This is a genomic window from Sphingobium sp. Cam5-1 (assembly GCF_015693305.1).
In the GTDB taxonomy this organism is placed as follows: domain Bacteria; phylum Pseudomonadota; class Alphaproteobacteria; order Sphingomonadales; family Sphingomonadaceae; genus Sphingobium.
Genome location: NZ_CP065138.1, coordinates 2,488,385 through 2,513,693 on the forward strand (window position 1 = coordinate 2,488,385; position 25,309 = coordinate 2,513,693).

Sequence of the window (25,309 nt, forward strand, 5' to 3'; positions counted from 1 at the left end):
AACGGGGTTATCAATGGGTCCGAACACCCAAACGCATCATATCGTCTTCGCCAATGAAAAGGGCGGGACCGGCAAATCGACCACTGCCGTGCACACCGCGATCGCCTTGACCGCGCTCGGCTACAAGGTCGGCATGATCGACCTCGATCCGCGCCAGCGCACCGTCACCCGCTACATGGAAAATCGCGCCGAAACGGCCCGCCGCCGCGGCATCGACCTCCCCGCGCCCGACTTTGCCGTGCTGAAGGGCGACACGATCGAAGCGCTGGAGGAAGAAGCCGCCGCCGTCGCCCAGGGCAAGGATTTCCTGGTCGTCGACACCCCCGGCCGCGACGACCTGTTCGCCCGCCACATGGCCGCCCGCGCCAACACGCTGGTGACGCCGATGAACGACAGCTTCGTCGACTTCGACCTCATCGGACAGGTGGACGCGGAAACTTTCAAGGTCCGCCGCCTGTCCTTCTATTCCGAACTCATCTTCGAAGCGCGCAAGACTCGCGCCAAGGCGGATGGCGTCTCGATCGACTGGGTCGTGCTACGCAACCGCGTCCAGCACCATGATGCCCGCAACAAGAAGCGCGTGGGCGATGCCCTCATGGAACTCTCCCGCCGCGTCGGTTTCCGCGTGATTCCGGGCCTGTCCGAACGCGTCATCTTCCGCGAACTCTTTCCCTCGGGCCTCACCCTGCTCGACAAGGGGCATCTCGGCGACCTTGGCGTCAGCCACATCGCCGCGCGCCAGGAACTGCGCGAGATGGTGTCCGGCCTTGCTCTCCCCGCTCGTGAGGAAAATTCGCCGGTCGATCTCCTCGGCGCGGCCTGATGGGCCTTTTCGCCTTTCTTCTTCTCGGGCTTGCCGCCTGGCTCATCTGGACGGGACGATTGCAGCGCATGAGTGTGAAGGATGGCATGGTGCTCGGCGGCGCGCTGGTCGGCGCGGTCATGGCGGCCAAGGGCAAACCGCTAGCCGGAGCGCCCCTGCTCCTCGGTGCGGCACTCTTCTTCCTGTCCCAATCGCGGCAGAAGAAAAGGCGATCCGCCGCCACCCCGCCCAAGGCGCCACCCGAAGCCCCCAGCATCGCAAGGGCACGCGCCCTCCTCGGCGTCCCCGAAGACGCCGATGAGACCATGATCCGTTCCGCCCACCGGCGTCTGATCGCCTCGGTCCATCCCGATCGCGGCGGCACCGAAGCGCTGGCGGCGGAAATCAACGCCGCCCGCGACCTGCTACTCGCCGAACCCGAGAAAAAAGAAGCCGCCCGCCGCCGCTAAGGCTGTAGAACAGAGCTCATGTCCCACCGCTTCCATCCCTCGCTGCTCCGCGAATATGACATGCGCGGTATAGTCGGCAAAACCTTGGGAGAGGAAGACGCCTACGCGCTGGGCCGCAGCTTCGGCACGATCGTCAGGCGCAATGGCGGATCATCGGTCGCGGTCGGCTATGACGGCCGCCTCAGCTCACCGATGCTCGAAGCGGCCGTGGTCAACGGCCTCGCCGACAGCGGCACCAACGCCCTGCGCATCGGCCTCGGCCCCACGCCAATGCTCTATTATGCCGAAGCGACGCTCGATGTTGATGGCGGCATCCAGATAACCGGCAGCCATAATCCCGCCGATCACAATGGCTTCAAGCTGGTACTTGCGCATGAAGCCTTTTTTGGCGCGGACATCATGCGGCTTGGCGCCATCGCCGCTGCGGGCGATTGGGAACAAGGAAACGGCATTCGCTCCACCATCGACATCATGGACCAATATGTCGCCCGCCTGATGGAGGGGTTCGACGGCGGCGCGCTCCGCATCGCCTGGGACGCAGGCAGTGGCGCCGCAGGTCCGGTCGTGGACAAGCTCGTCCAGCTGCTGCCGGGTGAGCACCACACGCTTTTCACCGAAATAGACGGCAATTTTCCCCATCATCACCCCGATCCGACGATCGAGGCGAATCTGCACGACCTGCGCGCCCTTGTCCTCGCCAACAACCTCCATTTCGGACTGGCTTTCGACGGGGACGGCGACCGGATCGGCGTGGTCGATGGACAGGGGCGCACCATCTGGGGCGACCAGCTGCTCTCCTTGTTCGCCGAACCCGTGTTGCTGGACAGGCCCGGTGCCACCATCGTCGCCGACGTGAAATCCAGCCAGGCGCTGTTCGATCGCGTCACGGCGCTGGGCGGCACGCCGCTGATGTGGAAAACCGGCCACAGCCTCATCAAATCGAAGATGAAGCAGATCGGCAGCCCATTAGGCGGCGAAATGACCGGCCACATCTTCTTCGCTGATGATTATTACGGCTTCGACGATGGCCTTTACGCCGCCGTGCGCCTTATCCGGCTGGTCAGCCGCCTCGGTAAGAGCCTGACCGCTCTTCATGACGCACTGCCGCCGCTGGTAAACACGCCCGAATTACGATTCCCGGTGGATGAAGACCGGAAATTCGCGATCGTCGCAGAAATAGTTTCGCGCTTGCGAGCGGCAGGCGCGAGCCTCAACGCCATCGACGGCGCCCGGGTCACCACCGAAGACGGATGGTGGCTGCTGCGCGCATCCAACACGCAGGCGGAACTGGTGGCCAGAATCGAATCGACGAATCAGCAGGGGCTCGATCGCCTGCGGGCTGATCTTTTTCGCCATTTGTCCGAATCAGTGCTAGATTTTCAGGGTTGAGCCGCAGCGCCACAGCCGATCATTCACAAAAACTCCCTCAATCGGCATTCCCATTTCCGCTACGGATTCCGCCCAATTGTTGACAGTTGCAATAAACGCAACCGTGTACTTGTCTTTCGCAGTTGCGAAAGAAAGCGTTGGCCCGCAAAGAGGACAGGCCTTTCAGGCATCCTCTCCTAAAACTTCCAAGCCGTCCTTCGGGGCGGCTTTTTTTTCGTCCCGGTGGGATGCATTCCTGCCGAACGGGAAATTAACCATATCGCTGCCATAGGCCGTGATGATATTGCGTGCCCGGCGCGCAAACGGGATTTCAAAAGGGGAATTGCATGTTTTCAAGCCGCCGCATTGCCACCACCTTCCTGTCTGTGGGCTTTCTGGCGCTTCCCATGCCCGCGCTCGCCGGCGGCTTCTATCTGCAGGAACAATCGCCCAAGGAAACGGGCAGGGCGCTTTCGGGTGCCGGTGCGGCGGCGGATGACCCGTCGGCCATCTATTTCAATCCGGCCGCGATTACCGAACTTCCCGGCGTGCAATTGTCCGCTGGCGCCGTGGCGCTTTTCGCCACCGCTCAGCAATCGAACCAGGGCAGCAATCGCACCGTGCCAGGCTTTCCGGGCGCCACTGTGCCGATCACAGGCAATTCGGGCGGCAACCCGTTCGACAAGGTCATTCCCGTGCCCAGCTTCTATGTCACGGGTCAGGTCACAGACCGGCTGTGGCTCGGCGCGGGCGTCAACGCCCCCTTCGGCCTCAAGCTGGATTATGACTCCGGCTTCTTCGGCCGTTATGAATCGCTCCACACCGACCTTAAGGCTTATAATGTTCAGGCGTCCGCCGCTTATAAGCTGGACGATCATTTCTCCATCGGCGGCGGCGTGGATGTCCAATATGTGAAGGTCACGCTGACCAACGCCCTGCCGCAACTTTCGCCCCTGATCACGACCGATGGCCTCGCCCGCGTGACGGGCAAGGATTGGACGCTGGGCTGGAATGCGGGCTTCTTCTATACCAATGGCGACACCAATGTCGGCATCTCTTATCGCTCTGGCATGGGGCACCGTCTGACCGGTACGCAGACGATTTCGGGCCTCCAAGGTCTGCTGGCGCCGCAAAATGGCAGCAGCGATGCCACCGCGCCGCTTGAACTGCCTGACATCGTGACCGTCGGCTTCATGCATCGGCTGACCCCCAGCCTTCGCGCCATGATCAGCGCGCGCTGGTATAATTGGTCGGTCTTCAAATCGATCGCCATCACGGCGGCGGGCCGCACCTCGGTCAAGGAACTGGATTACAAGGACAGCTACAGCGTCAGCCTGGGCGGCGAATATGATGTCAGCCCTGCGCTCACCCTGCGCGCGGGCACGATGTTCGATCGCTCGCCTACCAAACCTCAGCATCTGACCACGCGCGTGCCCGACGGCGATCGCGCCTGGCTGTCGGCCGGGGCAACCTACAATGTCTCGCCCGCCATCGGCCTCAATCTCAGCTACGCGCATAATTTCGTGGAAAAGGCGAATATCATCCGCCCCGAAAGCTATTATGCCGGGACTCCGGCGGCGACCACCGTCACCACCCTGTCCCGGACCAGCGGCAATGCGGACCAGATCGCCGCATCGGTGACGGCGCGCTTCTAACTTGGCTCGTGAATCACTATAGGGGCTCCATCAGCACGGAGCCCCCAATTCATGTCCGACCATAATCCCGGCCTGCGTCCCTGGCGCGACATAGCTCGCCGGCCATGCCGCCAGATCATGGTCGGCAATGTGCCGGTCGGCGGCGGCGCGCCCGTCAGCGTGCAGACGATGACCAACACGCTGACGCATGACGTCAAGGCGACGATCGACCAGATCCGCCGCTGCGAGGATGCGGGCGTCGACATCATCCGCGTGTCTTGCCCGGACGAGGAATCGACGGCGGCCCTGAAGCAGATCGTTCGCGCCGCCCGCGTACCGATCGTCGCCGACATCCATTTCCACTATAAGCGCGCGCTCGAAGCCGCTGACGCGGGCGCGGCTTGCCTCCGCATCAATCCCGGCAACATCGGGTCGGAAGCGCGCGTCAAGGAAGTGGTCGACGCGGCCAAATCCAATGGCTGCGCCATCCGCATAGGCGTCAACGCGGGCAGCCTCGAAAAGGACCTGCTCGAAAAATATGGCGAACCCTGCCCGGGGGCACTGGTCGAAAGTGCGCTCGACCATATCAAGCTGCTCCAGGATCAGGACTTTCACGAATATAAGGTCGCGGTAAAGGCGTCCGACGTATTCCTCGCCGTCTCCGCCTATATGCAGCTCGCCGACGCCGTCGATTGCCCCCTGCATCTGGGCATCACCGAGGCGGGGGGCCTGATCGGCGGCACGGTCAAAAGCGCGATCGGCATCGGCAATCTCCTCTGGGCCGGGGTCGGCGATACGATCCGCGTCTCCCTCTCCGCCGAACCGGAAGAGGAAGTGCGCGTCGGCTATGAAATCCTGAAATCCCTCGGCATCCGCACCCGCGGGGTCAAGGTCATCTCCTGCCCCAGCTGCGCGCGTCAGGGTTTCGACGTCATCCGCACCGTGCAGGCGCTGGAGGAAAGGCTCCAGCATATCCACACGCCCCTGTCGCTCTCGGTACTCGGCTGTGTCGTCAACGGCCCCGGCGAAGCGCGCGAAACCGACATCGGCCTCACCGGCGGCGGCGCGGGCAAGCATATGGTCTATCTCTCCGGCCTCACCGACCACACCATCCAGGACGAAGGCATGATCGACCATATCGTCAATCTGGTCGAAGCCAAGGCGGCGGAGATTGAAGCGGCCAAGCTCGAAGCGGAAACGACCGACGCAGGCCGGGCCGAGGCGGCGGAGTAGGGGAGGAGGGCATCCCGCCACACCCAGTCCACTCGCCGCCGTCCCCTTTATAGGGAAGGCTCGACCCTCCAAGCCTCCCCATCCCCCGTTCGGGCTGAGCCTGTCGAAGCCCATTCCTTCTTAAATCTGCCCTGCTCGCAGATGCCGAGCCGCCTCACCGCTACACCCCCCATGCCATGAACATGACCCAACCCCGCTCCCTCGCCATTCCCTTTGCAGTCTGCTGCGCCGCCGTGCTGCTCTTTGCCATCATGGACGCGACGATGAAGGGATTGAGCCTCTCCATCGGCCTGTTCAACGCGCTCTTCTGGCGCGCGCTGGCCGGGACGCTGCTCGGCCTCGTGATCATGCTGCCCGGCGGCCACCGTTGGCCGACCAGACCGGTCCTGCGCCTGCATATCCTGCGCGGTATTATCGTCTCGATCATGGCGAGCCTCTTTTTCTTCGCGCTGATGCGCATGCCGCTCGCTGAAGCCATCGCGCTGTCCTTCATCGCGCCGCTCATCGCCCTTTATCTTGCCGCGCTGCTGCTGGGCGAACGGATCGGCAAGCGCGCCATCAGCGCCTCTCTTCTCGGACTCGTCGGCGTCGCGGTGATCCTGTCGGGCCGTATGCAGGACAGCTATGACTGGGACGCCCTGCTCGGCGCCGCCGCTGTGCTGGTTTCAGCGGTCCTCTTCGCCTGGAATCTGATCATTCAGCGCCAGCAGGCCCAGCTTGCCTCCCCGGTCGAAGTTGCCTTCTTCCAGCATTGCGTCATGCTCATCCTCTTTGGCCTGTGCGCGGCAGCCGCGTGGGCAGCGCCGACCCTCTTTCCGCTGCACCTCGACCTCCCCCGCCCTGATTCCGCGCTCCTCATCGTCGCCTGCGCGGCCTTCGCCTTCACCTCGCTCGCCGCCTTCGCCTGGGCCTATGCGCGGGCGGAGGCTCAGCACCTCATCCCGGTCGAATTTACCGCCTTCATCTGGGCGGCGATCATCGGCTGGCTCGCCTTCGGCGAACGGCTGACCCTCTCGACCCTCGCGGGCGCGGCGCTGATCGTCGCCGGATGCCTCATCGCCCTGCGCGCATCTCCGTCAGCGCAAATGCATGAAGGAGTCACATGATTGGTGATCCGGCGGGAATCGCGTTTTTCCCGCCATTTCATTCATGATTTTCCCGCGACCAGCCGAAACGCCGGACTCTTGACGCGGAGTCCCCGCTCGGCGCATTGTGCCGGAACGGAACATTTGGGGGACATTCAAAAGCCATGGCTGTCAGCCGCGGAGGAAAGCGCACGCCGGAATGGCGCGAAATGCTGAAACGCAGCCTCATCCGCAGCGGCGCGCTGATCAGCGCGATCGCGCTGATGCTGGCGACCCTGTTCCTCGCGCTCGCGCTGCTCAGCTTCCGCCTGAGCGACCCGTCGATGATGACCGTCGCCGACAATCAGGTCCAAAATATCATGGGCTGGCCCGGCGCCTGGGTCTCCGCCTTCCTCTTCACCCTGCTTGGCGTACCTGTTGCGCTCGTTCTTCCCTTGCTGGCCATCACCGCCCGTCGCCTTTGGGGTGATCAGGACATGACCGGGTGGAAAGGGCAGTTCGGCAAATGCTTCCTCGGCATTATCCTCATCGGCATCGCGCTGGCGATGTTCCAGCCTGACTCGCTTATCGATCTCCCGTCGGGCTGGGGCGGTCTCATCGGCTTGGCCACCGCCAACGGCGTACGCAGCCTCACCTCCGCCGCGCCCGCCGCGCAAGGATGGATCACAGGCATTCTCGTGGTGCTGATGCTACTCGCCGGCTTCTTCACCTGGTATCGCAGCCTTGCGCTGGAAAAGCCGATCCTCGCCTTGCGCCGTCCAACTCTGCCGCGTCTCAGTCTGCCCAAACCGGCCCTCGCTTTCGCGGGCGGCGGGAGCGTTACTGCCGACGCGCAAGATGACGATGACGAAACCGGAGAACGCGTCATCGCTCCCCGCCGCGCCGTGTCGAACGAGCCCAAGCCGCCCATCACCATCCAGACTCCCAAACCCGCGCCCGCCCAAAGGCAAATGGCGCCCGTTTCTCAGGATGACCTGTTCGGCAATAGCTCGCTGCCCTCGCCCGACCTGCTTAATCCGATACCCGCAAGCCAGTCGCAGAAGATCGACAAGGCCGCGTTGGAACGCAATGCCCGCCTGCTCGAATCCGTGCTCGACGACTTCCATGTGAAGGGAAACATCGTCGAAGTGCGCCCCGGCCCGGTCGTCACCATGTACGAACTGGAGCCGGCACCCGGCATCAAGGCGAGCCGCGTCATTGCGCTCGCCGACGACATCGCCCGCAACATGTCGGCCCTTTCCGCCCGCGTCGCGACCATTCCCGGCCGCACCGTCATCGGCATCGAACTGCCCAACGCCAATCGCGAGGGCGTGTCGTTCCGCGAGCTTATCACCTCCGAACAGTTCGTGCAGGACGCCACGCTGCCAATCATCCTGGGCAAGAATATCTCGGGCGAACCGATTATCGCCGACCTTGCGCCCATGCCGCACCTGCTGATCGCGGGCACCACCGGCTCGGGTAAGTCGGTTGGCCTTAACGCCATGATCCTGTCGCTGCTCTACCGCATGACGCCGGACCAGCTGCGCCTCATCATGATCGACCCCAAGATGCTGGAATTGTCGACCTATGACGACATCCCGCATCTGTTGTCGCCTGTCGTGACCGAGCCCGCCAAGGCGATCCGCGCCCTCAAATGGGCGGTGGAGCAGATGGAGGACCGCTATCGCATGATGGCCTCCATCTCCGTCCGCAACCTCGCCAATTATAATGAAAAGGTGCGGGCAGCGAAAGCCAAGGGCAAGCCACTCGGCCGCCGCGTTCAGACGGGCTACGATCCCGAAACCGGCAAGCCGATCTACGAGGAAGAACAGCTCGATTTCCAGCCGCTGCCGCAGATCGTGGTGGTGGTGGACGAACTCGCCGACCTGATGATGACGGCAGGCAAGGAAGTCGAGTTCCTGATCCAGCGCCTGGCGCAAAAGGCGCGTGCTGCGGGCATCCATCTGATCCTGGCGACGCAGCGCCCATCCGTTGATGTCATCACCGGCGTCATCAAGGCGAACCTTCCGACCCGGATCAGCTTCTTCGTGACCTCAAAGATCGACAGCCGCACGATCCTGGGTGAGCAAGGCGCCGAACAGCTGCTGGGCAAGGGCGACATGCTCTATATGCACGGCGGCAAGGGTCTGATGCGCGTACATGGCCCCTTCGTGTCCGACGACGAGGTGCGCGTGGTCGCCGACCACTGGCGGGCACAAGGGCAGCCGGATTATATCTCGGCCGTGACCGAAGAACCGGAAGAAGGCAGCTTCGCCCTCGACGGCGTGGATCTGGGCGATGATAGCCCCGATGCGCAGCTGTTCCGCAAAGCATGCCAGCTGGTGTTTGAAAATCAGAAGGCTTCGACCAGCTGGCTGCAGCGTCAGCTCCGGGTCGGCTATAATTCGGCTGCGCGCCTCATTGAGCGGATGGAAGAAGAGGGGCTGGTCGGCCCTCCGAACCATGTCGGCCGACGTGAGGTATTGCGCGATGAAAATGGCAATCCGCTATGACGATTGCGTCAAACGCAATCGATCTGGCCGTCTATGCATTTGCGAAAAGGACCAGTGCCGTTCAATAAGATCGGGCCTTTCAGGCATCCTCTCCTAAAACTTTCCGGCTGGTCTTCGGACCAGCCTTTTTTTTGTTCATCGGGCGAGCTAATTCACAGCTGCAAAGCGGCCCATGCAGGGTTCGGAGATCAGGAACGCATCAGTTCACAATGGGTTCAACGCCTGATCGTTACTCCTCGACCTCTCAACAAAGCGGAGAAGAATGCATGAAGCGCTTGTTTGCGCCACTCGCCCTGGCCCTGGCCGCCGCACCGTTGTTCGTTCCAGCCGCGCCCGTTGCAGCGCAGCAGTCGCCGGACGGCATGGATCGGGTAAATGCCTATATTCGCGGCGTCACCACGATGACCGCCGATTTCGTGCAGACCGACCGCACTGGTCAAACCCTGACGGGTAAGCTTACGATCAAGCAGCCCGGCAAGGTGCGGTTCCAGTATCAAAAAGGTGTGCCGCTGCTGATCGTCGGCGACGGCAAGGCCTTGACGATGATCGACTATGAAGTCCGTCAGGTGCAGCGCTGGCCGATTGGCAGCTCGCCTTTGGGCGCCTTGCTCGATCCGAAAAAGGACTTGTCCCGCTTTGGCAAGTTGATCCAGACCGGGGATCCGAAGGTGATCAGCGTCCAGGCACGCGATCCCAGGCGGCCGGAATTCGGCACCATCACGATGATCTTTGAACGCGATCCGGCCGGGCCTGCGGGTCTTCAGCTTTACGGATGGGTAGCGCTCGATTCCCAGAATAACCGTACTAGCGTGCGCTTGTCGAACCAGCGTTATGGCGTCCCGGTTGCGAATTCTGCCTTTCGTTGGACAGACCCGCGCCCGAAGGGGCGCGTGGCGGGGGGGTGAAATGGGCCTGGCATGAGATGGATGGCGATCTGCCGAATTCTGTTCATCTTCGGCTCATATCCGGAACCCTAATAAGAACTCCACGGCGCGAGACGAAGTCCGGGATTTCCCCCCTGTTACTCGGAACGCAGCTCCCGCCGCAAAGCGCTTCAAGGGCGCGATCGAGACCCCCGTTCCATGCCCCCGGAGCGGGGGTCTTACTTTGCCAGTGGCAGGTCGGTGCAGAGCCAAGCTTGCGAAGCCGTTCGCAGGCCCTTAGGGGATCAGCATGCCGAAAACACTGAGCATCGCATCCTGGAACATCAACAGCGTCCGCGCCCGGATCGACATAGTCGAACGTTTCCTGACCGAAGAAGCACCTGACATCCTTTGCCTTCAGGAGACGAAGGTGGTGAATGAGATATTTCCCACCGACATGTTCAGGCGTCTGGGCTATGTTCATCAGGTGCTGAACGGCCAGCGCATGCATCATGGCGTGGCGATCATGAGTAAGGTGCCCATTCATGAGGATGACCGGCTCGATTGGCAGGCCAATGGCGAAGCCCGCCATGTCGGCGTCCGCCTGGACAATGGCGTGCGGATAGAAAATGTCTATGTCCCTGCCGGAGGCGATATTCCCGACCGGACAGTCAACCCCAAATTCGGTCAGAAGCTCGATTTCATTGAGCGCATGATCGAATGGTCCTCCCAGCTTGAGGACAAGCCGACGATCCTCACTGGCGATTTCAACATCGCGCCCATGGAATGCGATGTGTGGAGCCATAAGCAACTGCTCAATGTCGTCAGCCATACGGCGATTGAATGCGAACTGCTGGGCCGGTTGCAGGAGTCGAACAATTGGATCGATATCGGCCGCCAATTTTTTCCGGCTCCCGAGCGGCTTTATACCTGGTGGAGCTATCGCGCGCGGGATTGGGCGGAATCGGATCGTGGGCGGCGGCTGGATCATATGTGGATGACGCAGGATGTTGCGGCAAAGGCGGTCGGGCACCGTGTTGTCGAACCGGCGCGCAGTTGGACCAAACCATCGGATCATGTCCCGATCATTACGGAGTTCGCCTTCTGATGGACCGTCTGCCATGAACGGGCGCGCTGCCGCCCGCGCGATTGACGCTCTGCGCCGTGGTTGGGCAGTCACCGTTCGTGCGACTGACGGCGCTATACGCGTCATGGCGGTCGAAGGCGCCGATGCCCTGACGCTGAAGACTTTCGATCCTGCGGGCAAAGCGGACATATTGATAGCAGCTGCCCGGGGCGAGACATTGAAGCTCGCAAACCAGCTTGCTGCTGCCGATCCCGACATGCCCGTGCTGATCGCCCGCGCGCCGTGGATCGATGGCGATGTTGCTACCGCGATCGCTGACCCGGTACTCGACCTCGCATCCCCGTTGAAGGGACCGTTTGCAGCCAAGCCCCTTACCGCGCCGCTGGCGGCTAAGGCGACGCTTAAGCTCGCCCGGCTGGCGGGTATCCTGCCTGCTTTCTTTTTGGGATCGGAGGGAGAGAGCGAGGCCGAAGTCAGTGCCGATGACATCGACGCTTATGATGACGCTGCTCATCTTGCCATAGCGACGCGCGCGCGGCTGCCGGTGTCAGCCTGCGAGACCGCCGAGATCATTGCCTTTCGCAGTCCGGATGAGCCACGAGAGCATGTCGCCCTGATCGTTGGGACGCGGGATTCCTCGCCGCCGGTCATCAGGCTGCACAGCGAATGCCTGACCGGGGACGTGCTGGGCAGCCTCAAATGCGATTGCGGGCCTCAATTGCATGAGGCGCTGCACCGGATCGCGGACTCACGTTGGGGCGTGTTGCTTTATCTGCGGCAGGAAGGGCGCGGGATCGGCCTCATCAACAAATTGCGCGCTTATGCCTTGCAGGATCAGGGGTTCGATACCGTCGATGCCAATGTCCGCCTTGGCTTTGCCATCGATGCGCGTGATTTCTCGGTCGCGGCGCGCATGCTCAAGCTGCTGGGCATCGAAGAGGTGCGACTGCTCACCAACAATCCCAAGAAGGTGGAGGGGCTGGAAGGCGCGGGTATCAAGGTGGCAGAACGCCTGCCCATCATCCTGCCTGCCAATCCGCACAATGAACAATATCTGGCGACCAAACGCGATCGTACCGGGCATCAACTGTGACCACGATCCATGTGAACAGCGCCGCCGGGCGGTTGCGGTTCGGCACACTGGACATCCCATGCACGCTCGGCCGGGGCGGCGTTTGCGCGGCGACCGATAAGCGGGAGGGGGACGGCTGCACGCCGCTAGGGGTCTGGCCGTTGCGGGGCGTTCTGCTGCGGCCGGGAAGGGCGGAGCCTGCCGCAATCCGGCTTCCATGGCGCTGGGTGAGGGAAGGTGATGGCTGGTCTGACGACCCTGCTGATCCCGCCTACAATCGGCCAGTGCATCTGCCACGAGCATTTTCGGCGGAATCGCTCCTCTGCGGCGATGATGCCTATGATGTGATCGTCGTGCTGGGGCATAATGACGCGCCGCCGGTGCCGGGGCAGGGCAGCGCGATCTTTCTCCACCTGTCCGAAGGGCGTCCTACGGCGGGCTGCATCGCCATTGATCGCGACGATATGCTGAAACTGCTGCCGTTGCTGGCTCCGGGCGACGTTATGGAGATCATCTAAGGCAGGTCAGGCCTGCTCCAGAGCCTCGCCAATCTCACCGCCAGCCGATTCGCGCAACCGCCGCTCGAGTGTCTGGAGACGTGCCTTGCTCTCAATCTTGCCACCCAGCAGGTCGGTCACGTAAAATGTATCGACCGCGCGTTCGCCATAAGTGGCGACGTGAGCGCTATGCACCGTGACCTTCGACTGGAACAAAGCGTTGGCAAGGCTGAACAGCAGGGCCGGGCGATCGCGGGCATTGACCTCGATCACCGTAAAGCGGTTGGACGCCTTGTTGTCGATCAGCACATTGGGTTCGATCCGGAACGCTTCGGCGCGGGTGCGGGGCAGGGGACGCGCTTCCAGCTTCGTGATCATGCGGTGGCGGTTCGCCAGCGAATCCTCGATCGCATTGCGGATGCGGGTCAGCTGTTCCGGGCTATGGAAAGCGCCGCCCAACGGGTCTTGCACAAGGAAGTTGTCGATCGCGACGCCGTCACGCGTGGTATGGATGCGCGCGTCGATGATATTGCCGCCCGCCAGATGGATCGCGCCGGCAATCCGGTAGAACAGGCCCGGATGGTCGGCGGCATAGACGGTGACCAGCGTGGCACCGCGCTGCGGATAATATTGCGCGGCAATCGATAAGGGTGAATCGCCCGACGCCAGGATATGCTGCGCATTGTGGATCAGTATGTCCTCAGGCTCGGCGATCCAGTAGGATTCGGGCAGGCGCTTGCTGAGCTTCTGGAAGTCGGCCTTCGACATGCCGAGCGCCTTGCGCAGCGATTCCTGCTTGGCGGTGACGCGTTCGCCGCGACCCTTTTGCTTATGGCCAAGCCGCAGCACTTCCTCGGCAGCCTCATAAAGGTCGCCCAGCAGCTGTCGCTTCCAGCTGTTCCACACGCCGGGACCCACAGCGCGGATGTCCACGACGGTGAGGCAGAGCAGCAGGCGAAGCCGCTCGGGGCTCTGCACCACTTCGACGAAATCGAGGATCGTCTTGTAATCGGCCAGATCACGCTTGAACGCCGTGGCCGACATCAGTAGATGATGGCGCACCAGCCAGGCGACGGTTTCCGTTTCGGCCGGCGTCAGGCCGAGGCGTGGGCAAAGATGATCGGCCACCTCGGCGCCAAGGACGCTATGGTCGCCGCCACGGCCCTTTGCGATGTCGTGCAGCAGTACCGCGACATAGAGTACCCGGCGAGACACCAGCTTGCCCATGATCTCGGTGGACAATGGGTGGTCTTCCACCAGATCGCCCTTCTCCACGCGGGCCAGAAGCCCGACTGCGCGGATGGTATGCTCGTCCACCGTATAATGGTGATACATATCGAACTGCATCTGCGCCACGACGCGACGAAAATCGGGGATGAACCGGCCAAACACCGTCGATTCATTCATCCAGCGCAGCACGGTTTCCGGATCGCGGGGCGATGTCAGCACATCCATGAAAGCCGCATTGGCGCGAGCATCGCGGCGGATTTTCGCCGTGATGAGACCTGCGTCCCGGCTGGCGGTGCGCATGGCGCTTGGGTGGATGCCCAGCTCATGGCGATCAGCCACCGCGAAGATTTCGAGCAACCGCACCGGGTCCTGCTGGAAAAAGTCGTCGCTTGGCAGCGCGAGCCGACCACGGTCCAGCACGAACCCGTCCAGCTTCTTGGGACGACGGAATATGGACGGAATATAGCGCCGCCCCTTCGCCGCCATCTGGTCGTCCAGATGCGCAAGGAACACGGCGGTCAGGTCGCCGACAATTTTTGCGTTTAGGAAATAATAGCGCATGAAGCGCTCCACACCGGAGCGGCCCTGCCGCGCCGTGAAGTGCATCCGCGTGGCGGTTTCCAGCTGTAGATCGAATGTCAGGCGATCTTCCGCCCGCCCCGTGATCATGTGCAGGTGGCATCGGACGGCCCAAAGAAAATCCTCTGCCTTCTGGAATTGCCGCAGTTCCAGATCGGTCAGCAAGCCTACATCGACCAGCTCGGCGACGGACTTCACCCGATTCACATATTTGCCGATCCAGAATAGCGTGTGGAGGTCACGCAGCCCTCCCTTGCCTTCCTTGACATTGGGTTCAACGACATAGCGGCTATCGCCCATGCGCTTGTGCCGCTCGTCCCGCTCCTCCAGCTTTTCGGTGACGAAAGCGCGCGCCGTCCCCTGCATCACCTCAGCATCGAACCGCTTGGCGGTGTCCTCGTACAGCGCCCGGTCGCCCCAGACATAACGCGCTTCGAGCAGTGCCGTGCGCACGGTCAGATCCGCCTTGGCCATGCGCATGGTTTCATCGATCGACCGGCTCGAATGCCCGACCTTTAGGCCCAAGTCCCAGAGAGAATAGAGCATGGATTCGATGACCTGCTCGGTCCACCCGGTGGGCTTCCATGGCGTGATGAAGGCGATATCGACGTCGCTATGCGGCGCCATCTCGCCACGGCCATAGCCGCCGACGGCCATCAGGGTGATGCGCTCGCCCGTGCTGCGATTGCTGGCAGGATAAAGATGATGCGTGGTTGCATCGTAGAGCAGGCGCAGAATCTGGTCGATCAGGAACGCAAAGGCGGTCACGGCCTCGCGTCCCCGCGTGGGTTTTGCCTCCAACCGCTTCGCGACATCGACGCGTCCGGCGTCCAGCGCGGTCTTCAGTTCGCGAACTACCAACCCCCGCAGTTTCGCTGGGTCGCCCCTATGCTCTTGCGCCAGCGCGTTGATGCTGTCGGAAATCGCGCGCCGGTCGATGATGGAACGGCGAGAGCCAAGGGAGGGGAACTGCATGACCATGGGCTCAGTCTAGTGTCCGCTGCTGGCGGCGGCCAGTTGTTTCAAGCGATAAAGCTGCTCCAGCGCCTCGCGCGGAGAAAGCGCATCAGCATCGATCATGTCGAGCGCGGCGCGCAGGGCATCGACCGCTTCCTCCTCCTGCGCTGCGGCGGCGGCGAAGAGGGGAAGGTCGTCCAGGCCCGCCGCGATGCCGCCAGTCTTTGCCCGGCCCGCCTCCAGCCGGGTCAACACATCCTTGGCGCGCTTCAGAACGGCGGGCGGCAGCCCGGCAAGCCGCGCGACGGCGAGGCCATAGCTGCGGTCTGCTGGCCCCTCCGCAACCTCATGAAGCAAGATGAGATCGCCTTTCCACTCGCGGGCACGCACATGGTGCAACGATAGCGACGAGAGCGTCTCGGCCAGCCGTGTCAGTTCATGATAGTGCGTCGCGAACAGGCACCGGCAGCGGTTGACCTCATGCACCGCTTCGACGACCGCCCAGGCGAGGGCCAGCCCGTCATAGGTGGATGTGCCGCGTCCGACTTCGTCCAGGATGACGAAGCTGCGTTCCGTCGCCTGCGAAAGGATAGCGGCGGTTTCCACCATCTCGACCATGAACGTCGATCGCCCGCGCGCAAGGTTGTCCGATGCCCCCACGCGACTGAACAACCGATCGACCAACGTCAGCGTCGCCGACTGAGCAGGGACATAGCTGCCAGCCTGCGCAAGAATCACGATCAACGCATTCTGTCGCAGGAAGGTGGATTTACCGCCCATATTGGGGCCGGTGACCAGCCAGAGCCGGTCTTCGGCCCCTAGACAGCAATCGTTGGCGACGAAGGGCTGCCCTTCCTTCCGGAGCGCGTCCTCGACCACCGGATGTCGGCCGCCAATGATCTCAAGGCACGGTTCGCCGCCCTCCTGGGGCAAGAAATGCGGCCGCTGCCAGCCTCCTTCGGCGGCGCGCTCCGCCAGCGCTGTGGCAACGTCGAGCCGGGCAAGCGCATCAGCGGCCAGCGCGATCTCTGCCTTGCGAGCCAGGGCGGCTTCGACAAGATCCTCCAGATGCGCGGCCTCGGCCACTAGCGCATGGGCACCCGCCTGCGCGACCCGTCCGGCCTGTGCATGCAGATCGACCGAATTGAATCGGACCACGCCCGCCAGCGTCTGGCGATGCGTGAAGCCGCTGTCCGGCTGCATCAGTGGATCGGCGGCCCGTGCGGGCACTTCGACATGATAACCAAGCACGCCATTATGCCGAATCTTCAGCGACGCGATGCCGGTACGCTCGCGATAGCTTGCCTCCAGAGCAGCGATCGCCCGCCGTCCGTCGCCCGCCATCCGCCGCAGCTCGTCCAGAGCCGGGTCGTAGCCGTCGGCAATATATCCGCCATTGGCCGTCTCGGTCGGCGGGCTGGGGACCAGCGCTCGCGAAAGGCTGTCCACCAACGCTCCGTGGCCATCAAGGGCTGGCAACAGTTGCTGGAGCAGAGGCGGTTGATCGGGCAACCGTCCCAGCCGTTCGCGCAGCATGCGCGCTTCATTGAGCCCGTCGCGCAGCTGTCCCAGATCGCGCGGACTGCCCCGGCCTACCGCTATGCGGCCCAGCGCGCGCCCGACGTCGGGCAATGCCCTTAGCGCGGCACGCAACTGATCGCGCAGCAGCGGGTCGTCATGGAGGAGTTGCACCAGACCCAGCCGCGCTTCGATCAGCCCTTGATCCATCAACGGTGCAGACAGGTCCTGCGCCAGCAGCCGGGCGCCTGCGCCGGTGACCGTCCGATCCACCGCCCCCAACAGGCTGCCCGCGCGCGCGCCGCTCATCGTCGCACTGATCTCCAGACTTTCCCGTGTGGCCGCGTCGATCGCCACATGGGCGCCACTTGCCTTGCGAACGGGCGGCGCCAGAAAGGGCAGGGTGCCCTTGCCCGCATGATCCAGATAGGAGACCAGCCCGCCCATCGCGGCCAGCTCCGCCCGGCTGAATTGGCCGAATCCGTCGAGGGTAGCCACGCCGAACAGCCGCTTGAGCGCTGACTCGGCCCGATTGCTGGAAAATGCCGCACGATCGAACGGATGCGCCTCGGGCAGATCGAGGGCGAGGCCGTCGGGCACGACGATCTCGCTGGGCCGCAGCCGCGCCAGTTCGGCGGGCAGGTCGCTGGTCCGCAGCGTCAGCGTTTCGAAACGCCCGGTGGAAATGTCGGCCGCAGCTAGCCCGATCTCGCCCACGCCGTCGCCGCCCGTCTGGGCCAGCGCCACCAACATGTTGTCGCGCTTGGAATCGAGCAGCGTCTCCTCGGTCAGCGTGCCCGCCGTGACATAGCGTACGATGGCGCGGGCCACGAGCGCCTTGCTGCCCCGCGTCTTGGCCTCTGCGGGCGTTTCGGTCTGTTCGGCGATGGCGACCCGGTGTCCGGCCTTGATCAGCCGGGCCAGATAATTTTCGGCGCTGTGCACGGGCACGCCGCACATGGGAATCGGAGCGCCGCCATGTTCGCCCCGGCTGGTAAGCGCGATGTCCAGCGTCGCTGCGGCGGCCTTTGCGTCGTCGAAGAACAGTTCGAAGAAGTCGCCCATGCGGTAGAAGAGCAGGCAATCCTGCGCCTCAGCCTTCAACGCCAGATATTGCGCCATCATCGGCGTCGGCTGGGTCGCGGCGTTTTCCTTGGGGCTGTGCATGACCGTCAGGCGATAGCCGCAAGCGGCAGTTCAGGAAAGGGCGTGAAAAAACGTGCCGCTCATGCTTGCCGACAGGTCGGGCTTGCCGCTAGGGCCTGTTTACTAGGTAAAGAGGGGCGGATGCGTCATGACTGATAAGTCGAGTGTGGAATTTTCCGAGCGCGAGGCGCTGTTCTTCCATTCGACTGGCAGGCCGGGCAAGATCGAAATCATCGCGTCCAAGCCAATGGCGACACAGCGTGACCTCAGCCTTGCCTATTCTCCCGGCGTCGCCGTGCCGGTACGCGCCATCGCCGCCGATCCGCAGACCGCCTACGACTATACGGCCAAGGGCAATCTGGTCGCGGTCATTTCCAACGGCACGGCGATCCTTGGCCTTGGCAATCTGGGCGCGCTCGCATCAAAGCCGGTGATGGAAGGCAAGGCCGTGCTCTTCAAGCGCTTCGCCGACGTGGACTCGATCGATATCGAGCTTAAGACCGAGGACGTCGACAAGTTCATCGATGCGGTCGAGCTGATGGAGCCGAGCTTTGGCGGCATCAACCTTGAAGATATCAAAGCGCCGGAATGCTTCATCATCGAACAGACGCTGAAAGAGCGGATGAACATTCCGGTTTTCCACGACGACCAGCATGGCACCGCCATCATTGCCGCCGCTGGCGTCATCAATGCCGCGATGCTGACCGGGCGCGACCTTAAGGACATGAAGGTCGTGGTGAATGGCGCAGGGGCGGCCTCCATTTCCTGTACCGAACTGATCAAGGCGATCGGCGTCTCGCACGACAATGTCATCATGTGCGACAGCAAGGGCGTCATCTATCAGGGCCGTACCGAGGGTATGAACCAGTGGAAATCGGCGCATGCGGTGAAGACCGACGCCCGCACGCTGGGCGAAGCGATCAAGGGCGCCGACGTGTTCCTCGGCTTGTCTGTCGCGGGAGCGGTGTCGCAGGACATGGTAAAGGTGATGGCGGAAAAGCCGATCATCTTCGCCATGGCCAATCCCGACCCGGAAATTGCGCCTCCCGAGGTGTTGGAAGTTCGCCCGGATGCGATCGTCGCTACCGGGCGGTCGGATTATCCCAACCAGGTCAACAATGTGCTGGGCTTCCCTTTCATTTTCCGGGGCGCTCTGGATGTGCGCGCAACGGGCATCAACGAACCGATGAAAGTGGCGGCGGCGCATGCCATCGCTGAACTGGCGCGCGAACAGGTGCCGGAGGAAGTTGCCAAGGCTTACGGCCGTTCACACAGCTTCGGTCCCGATTACATCATCCCGGCGCCCTTCGATCCGCGTCTGATGGAGGTTGTTCCGGTAGCGGTTGCGCAGGCGGCGATGAAAAGCGGCGTCGCGCAAAAGCCGATCGCCGACATGGCCGCCTATCGCCAGTCTCTCAAAGGCCGATTGAATCCGACGACTTCGGTCCTCACCACGGCCTATGAGGTCGCCAAGGCCAATCCCAAGCGCGTCGTGTTCGCCGAAGCGGAGGAAGAAGTGGTGCTGCGCGCCGCGATCCAGTTCCGTGACCTTGGCTATGGCATCCCCGTTCTCGTCGGCCGGAACGAGGTCTATGACAAGCTGAAGGCGCTTGGCGTCCGCGATCCTGAGAGTTTCGAACTGCATAACAGCGTCAATTCGCCTCTGGTGCCCGAGATGGTGGATACGCTCTACAGTCGGTTGCAGCGGCGCGGTCATCTGCGGCGCGATTGCGAACGCATGGTCAATCGCGATCGCAATATCTTCGGCACCCTGCTTGTCAGCATGGGTCATGCGGATGCGATGATCACGGGCGTGACGCGGCCCTTCGCCCAGACTCTGCGCGAGGTGAAGCGCGTCATGGACCCGGTGGTGGGACGCACAGCCTTCGGCATCCATATCATGGTGTCGAAGGACAAGACGGTGTTCCTGGCCGACACCACCGTCAATGAACGGCCATCCGCCAACGAACTGGCCGACATCGCCGAGGGCACTGTCGCGGTCGCACGGCGCATGGGTCATGACCCGCGCGTTGCCTTCCTGTCCTATTCCAACTTCGGCAACCCGCCGGGCGGCCATCTGGAAAATGTCCGCGACGCGCTGAAGGTTCTCGACGGCCGCGATGTCGATTTCGAATATGAAGGCGAAATGACCGCAGACGCGGCGCTCAATCCCGCCGTCATGAAAAATTATCCCTTCAGCCGCCTGTCCGGCCCGGCCAACATACTCGTCATGCCCGGCCTGCAATCAGCCAATATCTCGGCGAAATTGTTGCGCGAACTGGGCGGCACGACGATGATTGGCCCAATGCTCGTGGGCATGGAGAAGTCGGTGCAGATCGCGACCATGGCGTCCAACGCGTCCGAACTGCTGACGCTGGCAGTACTGGCTTCGGCAGGGGTGGCTCTTTAGGGAAGAGGCAGGGCTAGCCCCGCCGCCAGAGGGCCAGTTCTTCCGGCCGATCGATATCGAGTTCCAGTCCGGGCCGTTGCACGCTGCGAAAAGGCAGGCCGAGCCGTTCCGCTTCGGCCTCATGCGCGGCAAAACTGCCCTCTCCATAATGGAAGCGGAACTCGGCCGCGCCGGGGAGGGGGAGTAAGAGCGCGTTGGTGCCCGTGCCCGCATGATCGGGCGCGACCGCGATGCCATCCCTCGGCAGGTTCAGCAGTGCCGTCACGTCGTCAGGCTCGATCAAAGGCAGATCAGCCGACAATATCAACAGCCGATCGACCCCTTCCCCAATCGCCGCGTCTCGGGCGCTGATCAAGGCTACGTTCAAGCCGCGTCCCGGGTCAGTAAGCAGCGGAATATCCTCTGCCAGACCATGGCGCGAAGGCCCCAGCAATAAAACCTGCTCCCGCCCTGCAACCGCCTGAGCAGCAGAAACGGTTTGGCGCAGCATCGTCGCCACCAGCTTTTGCCTCTCATCCTCGCCAAGCACAGGGGACAGCCGCGTCTTGCACAATTGCGGCGCCTTGACCGGGATGACGATCCAGCAGCGCACGGTTCAGCTGGCGATCCGGTCGGCCAGCGTCAGAACAGCACGCGCAACTCTCTCCCGGTCCTCCAGCGTCTTCATCAGCGTGTCGCCAATGTCGTATGGGATCGAAACGGCATAGGCGTCGTCGCGTTCGTCGATCAGCAGCCCGTCGATCACATCCGCATAATGGGCCGCGATGCTTTTATTGGTCACGGTCAGGCCCAACTCCTGCATCAGCTTGGCGGCGGGTCCCTTGACCGCCTGGCCCCCGACGATCGGCGATACCGCAACAACCGGCGCGCGAGCGGAAGCCAATGCTTCCCGGATGCCAGGCACCGCAAGGATCGGATCGACACTCAGCCAGGGATTGGACGGTGCTATCACAATGGCGCGTGTGTCAGGGGCGGTGATCGCTTCGATCACGCCTGCCGCCGGTTTAGCGCGCTCTGCCCCTTCGAAACGAATGGCCCGCACCTCTGGCGCGCAGCGGCGTTCGACGAAATAGCGCTGGAAGGGCATGTCGCCTTCGCTGGTATTAAGATGCGTCGCAACCGGGTCATCGCTCATCGGCAGGATGGTAAGGTCCAGTCCCCATGCAGCAGCGAAGCGGGCCGTAATCGCGCTCAGCGTCTCTCCGCGCGCCAGCAGATGAGATCGCAGCACATGCAGCGCCAGATCGCCATCGCCCAGCAGAAACCAATCTTCGCCGCCCAAGGATTTGAGGGCATCCATGAAGCTCCAGCTCTCGCCTTCCCGGCCCCAGCCTTGTGCGGCATTGGCCTTACCAGACAGGGTGTAGAGAAGCGTGTCGATGTCAGGAGAGATGGTGAGCCCGAAATGCTGGAAATCGTCGCCCGTATTCACGATGGCGGTAATCTGTTCTGGCGGGCAAATGCGCATGAGGCCCAGCACCAGCTTGGCGCCGCCCACGCCGCCAGTCAGCGTCACGATACGGCTCATCGAAACAGATCCTCTTCCAGCGGCCGGACAAGCGCCGTTGCCGGCGCATCACCCATGGGCAACCGCAACCCCCGCATCAGCACGGCTGGAATGCCTTCGGCCCCTTCGCCTGTGACCAATGCGGCGGCGGTCGCAATCTGGTCCGCCAAGGCGATCTGCGTCACTTCCAGGCGGCGGCCATCCCTGTCCCTGTCTCCCCTTCGGTCGATCAGCGCAGGCAAGCGTGCCGCGCCTATCGCAACGCCGACCACCCCGTACCGCCATGGCCGCCCGAAGCTGTCGGATATCACCACCGCAGGCGCAATCCCGTCGTCGGTAAGGGCATGGCTGATCGCGGCAGCTGAGCCATCGGGATCGAGGGGCAACAGCAACGCCCGTTCCGGGCCGCCCGGGCCGATATTCGACCGGTCTATGCCGCTATTGGCCATGACATGGCCCAGCCGGTGACGAGTGATCAATATGTGAGGCACGGCACGGACGACGGCGACGCTTTCGCGCAGCACAAGCTCGACAAGGCGCGGGTCCTTTTTTGTGATTGTCGCCAGTTCCAGAGCCTCCGGCGTCGGCTTCACCTGGGTAAGATCGACCATGCGACCTTCCGCCTTGGACAAAATCTTCTGCGTGATGACCAGCACGTCGTTGTCCAGCAACGGCCAGAGTCCTGCCGCTTTCAGAGCGTCTTGCAACAGGGCGGCCAAATCGTCACCGGCGCAAATTTCAGCCATGCCAGTCAGCGGGTGAATTGAAATCATAAAGCGATGTAGCGCGCGACTGGTCCAGTGGGTAGCCGCCCTGTCGCCATAATCAGGGGGCGTTACGGCTCCTTAATATGGATGGGGTACGGGCTTTGGCAATGACCGCCCTGCTGATCACCGTGGACACAGAATTATCGTCACTGCTCCACGAGCGGGGAATAAACCTGGAAGACAATATCCGCCTGTCCATCTGGGCAGAGTCTCGGGGCCAAGCCTATGGCATCGGCTGGCAGATGGCGGAACTGGAAAGGCATGGCCTTAAAGGCGTGTTCTTCGTCGATCCGATGCCCGCGCTGGTTTATGGAACCGAGTTTTTGAAGCCCATCGTCACCTCAATCATGGACCGGGGGCACGAGGTGCAACTGCACGTTCACAGCGAATGGCTCCGCTGGGCGCGCCACTCCCCTATCGAAGGGAGGCTGGGCCGCAATATCGGTGACTTCTCGATGGATGATCAGGTCACCTTGCTACGCTTGGGCAGGCAATGGCTGGAGGAAGCCGGAGCGCCTGCGCCCATGGCCTTTCGAGCAGGCAATTTCGGTGCCAATGACGATACACTGCGCGCCCTCGGTCATGTCGGCATGACGTGGGACAGCAGCGTAAACCCCGCCTATCATCGCTATGGCTGCCGCATCAGCGGTGCGCGTGATCAGATCGCTCCCACGCGCAGCTTCGGTGTCTGCGAGCTTCCCGTTTCGGGCATAACCGACCGGCCCGGCAGCTTTCGCCCCGCGCAAATCTGCGCGATGTCAGCGAAAGAGATGCGTACCGGGCTGCGCCACGCGGTGGGCGAGCGGCATGCCGCGTTCGCCGTGGTCACGCACAGTTTCGAAATGCTGACCCGCGACCGCCAACGTCCCAATCATGCAGTGATGCGCCGGTTCACCGCTCTCTGCCGGGAGGCCGCGAAGCTGACGGGTCTTAGTGTTTGTGGCTTCAAAGACCTGCCGCTAAGCTTGGCGACAGAGGCGAGCTCCTCGCACAGCCGCGTCCCGCCCGACCGTCTTCGCACCACCAGCCGGATGGTTCAGCAGCTATGGGCCAGTTGGCGCTACGAACGGCGCTTCATCCCGGCCTGATCCCGGCCGCGATTAATCAAATGTATGGATAATGTGGCGGACGCAAAGTCTGCCGTAAGGGACGTGAGACGGCCGACAGGGGCTGCAAGCTGATCGTCATCCAGAAAAGTGCCGCATATCGTTATATGCAATCGGCGTATTCAGTTTCGCAGTGCCCACCAGATGATGCGGACGAACATTGGCCAGCAGCGGCAACTGAACTGTCGTTGAAATCCATGGCTTTCGGACGTGATGACCTTGCGCGGACCTTTGCTGGTCCGAGCTTTCGCAATTGGCTTTGCAATGACCGGGCCGGTGGGCAGTGCCGCTGTCGGTTGTTCAAGAGGAGGTTCAAGCCGCATGACGCTTTATCCCATTCAAATGGGCATAGGCGCTGAAAAGTCGATCGAAATGGTCATCCATCGTGGTAATGCCAGCCGCGCTCTGCATGGCGCGCTGTCGGTAGGCTGCCGGGTTGTCATCGAGAAATTTCAAAATGACCTGCGCCAGGTCGGCTGACTGCCCCGCGCGATAGCGCAAGCCCGCACCGGGCACGGCCTGATCTGCCGCTCCTCCGCGGTCTGGCACGATGATCGGAAGGCCGCTGGCGCGCGCTTCGGCGGCGACCATGCAGAATGTCTCGGCCTCGCACCCATGGACCAGCGCATCCGCGCTCGCCAGCATTTTGGCCAGCGAAGACCGGTTGCCCGCGGGCGCGATCAGGCAGATGTGAGGATTGTTGGCCGCAGCCGCGCGGACGTTACGCTGCCCGCGCCCATCGCCTACGATCACCAGTCCAACGGATTGCCGGTATCCCGCCGACGTCACGGCCTCGATGACTTGCGGCCATCGCTTTTCAGGGGCGTGCCTGCCGACGCCGATCAGCAACGTGGCGTCAGCGTCCAGGTCGCAGCGGGCAAGGAGACGGGCGCGCAACCTTTCGTTCCGCAGTGACGGAGCAAACAGCCCCGGTTCAACGCCCATGGCGATGGTTTTAACCCGCGACAGCCCACCGTCTCGCAGTCGGGCGGACAGCCCCTCGCTTGCGCTGATGATCATGTCATATGCCTGATCGAGCCGACGCAAGTGGCGCCAATACCAGTCGAAACCGCGATCGATGGTCTTCTGCTGCGCCACTGGTCCGAACCAGCGATAGGCATAGGCGGACAAAGGGTCGGCATGCATGATGAGGACGCGTGGCGCGCTGCTTTGCCACCGTCCGACCATGGCCGCGCTCGACCAGGGCGAGGAGACTTCGACAAGGTCCGGCGCAAGATGCGTGAGCATGGCGTGTAACGCGGTCTCGTTGTCGAAATAATGATAGCGCCGATCCAGCGGAAATCGGCGAGCCGCCAGCGTGACGATATGTCCTCCGCCGACCGCTACGCTCTCATTGCTTGGACCGGGAGCCAGTATAATGATCTCATGCCCCGCAGCGGCCCCTGCGCGCAGCTTGCGCTCGACATAGGTTTTGACCCCGCCACCCTGCGGCGCGTAAAAGGCGCAGACATCGACAATACGCATG

Annotated in this window: 19 protein-coding genes; 13 read left to right on the top strand and 6 right to left on the bottom strand. The window is 62.8% G+C overall.

Annotated features, from left to right (window positions below; genetic code table 11):
* Nucleotides 1-13: 13 nt before the first annotated feature.
* The 11 genes from IZV00_RS12430 to IZV00_RS12480 all read left to right on the top strand — a co-directional run bounded on the left by IZV00_RS12430 (nucleotide 14) and on the right by IZV00_RS12480 (nucleotide 12,624).
* A complete protein-coding gene (locus IZV00_RS12430) occupies nucleotides 14-823 on the top strand; it encodes a division plane positioning ATPase MipZ (protein WP_196224926.1) in 810 nt (269 codons plus the stop codon).
* Nucleotides 823-1,272 (top strand): DnaJ domain-containing protein, encoded by a 450-nt coding sequence (locus IZV00_RS12435; RefSeq protein ID WP_196224927.1) that lies wholly within the window; start codon nucleotides 823-825, stop codon nucleotides 1,270-1,272. Before IZV00_RS12430 ends, IZV00_RS12435 begins: the two co-directional genes overlap by 1 nt.
* An 18-nt stretch (nucleotides 1,273-1,290) precedes the next feature.
* Nucleotides 1,291-2,661, top strand: coding sequence for a phosphoglucomutase/phosphomannomutase PgmG (gene pgmG, locus IZV00_RS12440; protein ID WP_196224928.1), 1,371 nt, complete (start codon nucleotides 1,291-1,293; stop codon nucleotides 2,659-2,661).
* Nucleotides 2,662-2,987: 326 nt separating this feature from the next.
* Nucleotides 2,988-4,295, top strand: coding sequence for an OmpP1/FadL family transporter (locus IZV00_RS12445; RefSeq protein WP_230463203.1), 1,308 nt, complete (start codon nucleotides 2,988-2,990; stop codon nucleotides 4,293-4,295).
* A gap of 51 nt (nucleotides 4,296-4,346) precedes the next feature.
* Nucleotides 4,347-5,507, top strand: coding sequence for a flavodoxin-dependent (E)-4-hydroxy-3-methylbut-2-enyl-diphosphate synthase (gene ispG, locus IZV00_RS12450; RefSeq protein WP_196224929.1), 1,161 nt, complete (start codon nucleotides 4,347-4,349; stop codon nucleotides 5,505-5,507).
* Between the two features lie 182 nt (nucleotides 5,508-5,689).
* Entirely contained in the window at nucleotides 5,690-6,613 is a 924-nt protein-coding gene (locus IZV00_RS12455; protein WP_196224930.1) for a DMT family transporter, read from the top strand.
* Nucleotides 6,614-6,756: 143 nt separating this feature from the next.
* Nucleotides 6,757-9,084 carry an FtsK/SpoIIIE family DNA translocase gene (locus IZV00_RS12460; RefSeq protein WP_196224931.1) on the top strand — a complete coding sequence of 776 codons (2,328 nt, stop codon included), beginning with the start codon at nucleotides 6,757-6,759 and terminating at the stop codon, nucleotides 9,082-9,084.
* 266 nt (nucleotides 9,085-9,350) lie between these two features.
* Nucleotides 9,351-9,989 (top strand): LolA family protein, encoded by a 639-nt coding sequence (locus tag IZV00_RS12465; protein ID WP_196224932.1) that lies wholly within the window; start codon nucleotides 9,351-9,353, stop codon nucleotides 9,987-9,989.
* 268 nt (nucleotides 9,990-10,257) lie between these two features.
* The gene (gene xth, locus IZV00_RS12470; protein ID WP_196224933.1) at nucleotides 10,258-11,055 is read left to right on the top strand and encodes an exodeoxyribonuclease III; all 798 of its coding nucleotides are present in this window, start codon (nucleotides 10,258-10,260) and stop codon (nucleotides 11,053-11,055) included.
* A gap of 13 nt (nucleotides 11,056-11,068) precedes the next feature.
* Nucleotides 11,069-12,127, top strand: coding sequence for a GTP cyclohydrolase II (gene ribA / locus IZV00_RS12475; protein WP_196224934.1), 1,059 nt, complete (start codon nucleotides 11,069-11,071; stop codon nucleotides 12,125-12,127).
* Nucleotides 12,124-12,624 (top strand): L,D-transpeptidase family protein, encoded by a 501-nt coding sequence (locus IZV00_RS12480; protein WP_196224935.1) that lies wholly within the window; start codon nucleotides 12,124-12,126, stop codon nucleotides 12,622-12,624. The genes ribA and IZV00_RS12480 overlap by 4 nt, the downstream gene beginning before the upstream one ends.
* Before the next feature lie 6 nt (nucleotides 12,625-12,630).
* Here the strand turns inward: IZV00_RS12480 and IZV00_RS12485 are convergent, their stop codons facing one another.
* The gene (locus IZV00_RS12485) at nucleotides 12,631-15,393 is read right to left on the bottom strand and encodes a [protein-PII] uridylyltransferase (protein WP_196224936.1); all 2,763 of its coding nucleotides are present in this window, start codon (nucleotides 15,391-15,393) and stop codon (nucleotides 12,631-12,633) included.
* Nucleotides 15,394-15,402: 9 nt separating this feature from the next.
* Entirely contained in the window at nucleotides 15,403-18,054 is a 2,652-nt protein-coding gene (gene mutS, locus IZV00_RS12490; RefSeq protein ID WP_230463204.1) for a DNA mismatch repair protein MutS, read from the bottom strand.
* A gap of 127 nt (nucleotides 18,055-18,181) precedes the next feature.
* Here mutS and IZV00_RS12495 point away from each other — a divergent pair, with 127 nt between their 5' ends.
* Complete coding sequence (locus tag IZV00_RS12495) at nucleotides 18,182-20,443, top strand: NADP-dependent malic enzyme (protein WP_196224937.1); 2,262 nt, start codon at nucleotides 18,182-18,184, stop codon at nucleotides 20,441-20,443.
* A 13-nt stretch (nucleotides 20,444-20,456) separates the two neighbouring features.
* Here IZV00_RS12495 and cofC read toward each other — a convergent pair whose 3' ends face one another.
* Genes cofC through cofE form a run of 3 tightly spaced genes read right to left on the bottom strand, consistent with a single transcriptional unit; the run spans nucleotide 20,457 to nucleotide 22,723 of the window.
* Nucleotides 20,457-21,035 (bottom strand): 2-phospho-L-lactate guanylyltransferase, encoded by a 579-nt coding sequence (gene cofC, locus IZV00_RS12500; RefSeq protein WP_196224938.1) that lies wholly within the window; start codon nucleotides 21,033-21,035, stop codon nucleotides 20,457-20,459.
* A 3-nt stretch (nucleotides 21,036-21,038) separates the two neighbouring features.
* Complete coding sequence (cofD, locus tag IZV00_RS12505) at nucleotides 21,039-21,971, bottom strand: 2-phospho-L-lactate transferase (RefSeq protein WP_196224939.1); 933 nt, start codon at nucleotides 21,969-21,971, stop codon at nucleotides 21,039-21,041.
* Nucleotides 21,968-22,723: a coenzyme F420-0:L-glutamate ligase gene (gene cofE, locus IZV00_RS12510; RefSeq protein WP_196224940.1), complete on the bottom strand. Its 756-nt coding sequence runs from the start codon at nucleotides 22,721-22,723 to the stop codon at nucleotides 21,968-21,970. Before cofE ends, cofD begins: the two co-directional genes overlap by 4 nt.
* A gap of 101 nt (nucleotides 22,724-22,824) precedes the next feature.
* Between cofE and IZV00_RS12515 the strand changes: the two genes are divergently transcribed.
* Nucleotides 22,825-23,805 carry a polysaccharide deacetylase family protein gene (locus IZV00_RS12515; RefSeq protein WP_196224941.1) on the top strand — a complete coding sequence of 327 codons (981 nt, stop codon included), beginning with the start codon at nucleotides 22,825-22,827 and terminating at the stop codon, nucleotides 23,803-23,805.
* Between the two features lie 330 nt (nucleotides 23,806-24,135).
* On the opposite strand, the gene IZV00_RS12520 is transcribed toward IZV00_RS12515, so the two are convergent.
* The gene (locus IZV00_RS12520; protein WP_196224942.1) at nucleotides 24,136-25,308 is read right to left on the bottom strand and encodes a glycosyltransferase; all 1,173 of its coding nucleotides are present in this window, start codon (nucleotides 25,306-25,308) and stop codon (nucleotides 24,136-24,138) included.
* Between the last annotated feature and the right edge of the window lies 1 nt (nucleotide 25,309).

Excerpts from the sequence above, each read along its gene's own strand:
- IZV00_RS12435 (WP_196224927.1), top strand. The coding sequence starts at position 823 with ATGGGCCTTTTCGCCTTTCTTCTTCTCGGGCTTGCCGCCTGGCTCATC.
- xth (WP_196224933.1), top strand. The coding sequence starts at position 10,258 with ATGCCGAAAACACTGAGCATCGCATCCTGGAACATCAACAGCGTCCGC.
- IZV00_RS12460 (WP_196224931.1), top strand. The coding sequence starts at position 6,757 with ATGGCTGTCAGCCGCGGAGGAAAGCGCACGCCGGAATGGCGCGAAATG.
- ribA (WP_196224934.1), top strand. The coding sequence starts at position 11,069 with ATGAACGGGCGCGCTGCCGCCCGCGCGATTGACGCTCTGCGCCGTGGT.
- cofE (WP_196224940.1), bottom strand. The coding sequence starts at position 22,723 with ATGATTTCAATTCACCCGCTGACTGGCATGGCTGAAATTTGCGCCGGT.
- cofD (WP_196224939.1), bottom strand. The coding sequence starts at position 21,971 with ATGAGCCGTATCGTGACGCTGACTGGCGGCGTGGGCGGCGCCAAGCTG.
- IZV00_RS12465 (WP_196224932.1), top strand. The coding sequence starts at position 9,351 with ATGAAGCGCTTGTTTGCGCCACTCGCCCTGGCCCTGGCCGCCGCACCG.
- pgmG (WP_196224928.1), top strand. The coding sequence starts at position 1,291 with ATGTCCCACCGCTTCCATCCCTCGCTGCTCCGCGAATATGACATGCGC.
- IZV00_RS12430 (WP_196224926.1), top strand. The coding sequence starts at position 14 with ATGGGTCCGAACACCCAAACGCATCATATCGTCTTCGCCAATGAAAAG.
- IZV00_RS12495 (WP_196224937.1), top strand. The coding sequence starts at position 18,182 with ATGACTGATAAGTCGAGTGTGGAATTTTCCGAGCGCGAGGCGCTGTTC.
- IZV00_RS12515 (WP_196224941.1), top strand. The coding sequence starts at position 22,825 with ATGACCGCCCTGCTGATCACCGTGGACACAGAATTATCGTCACTGCTC.
- mutS (WP_230463204.1), bottom strand. The coding sequence starts at position 18,054 with ATGCACAGCCCCAAGGAAAACGCCGCGACCCAGCCGACGCCGATGATG.
- IZV00_RS12520 (WP_196224942.1), bottom strand. The coding sequence starts at position 25,308 with ATGCGTATTGTCGATGTCTGCGCCTTTTACGCGCCGCAGGGTGGCGGG.
- IZV00_RS12455 (WP_196224930.1), top strand. The coding sequence starts at position 5,690 with ATGACCCAACCCCGCTCCCTCGCCATTCCCTTTGCAGTCTGCTGCGCC.
- ispG (WP_196224929.1), top strand. The coding sequence starts at position 4,347 with ATGTCCGACCATAATCCCGGCCTGCGTCCCTGGCGCGACATAGCTCGC.
- IZV00_RS12445 (WP_230463203.1), top strand. The coding sequence starts at position 2,988 with ATGTTTTCAAGCCGCCGCATTGCCACCACCTTCCTGTCTGTGGGCTTT.
- IZV00_RS12485 (WP_196224936.1), bottom strand. The coding sequence starts at position 15,393 with ATGGTCATGCAGTTCCCCTCCCTTGGCTCTCGCCGTTCCATCATCGAC.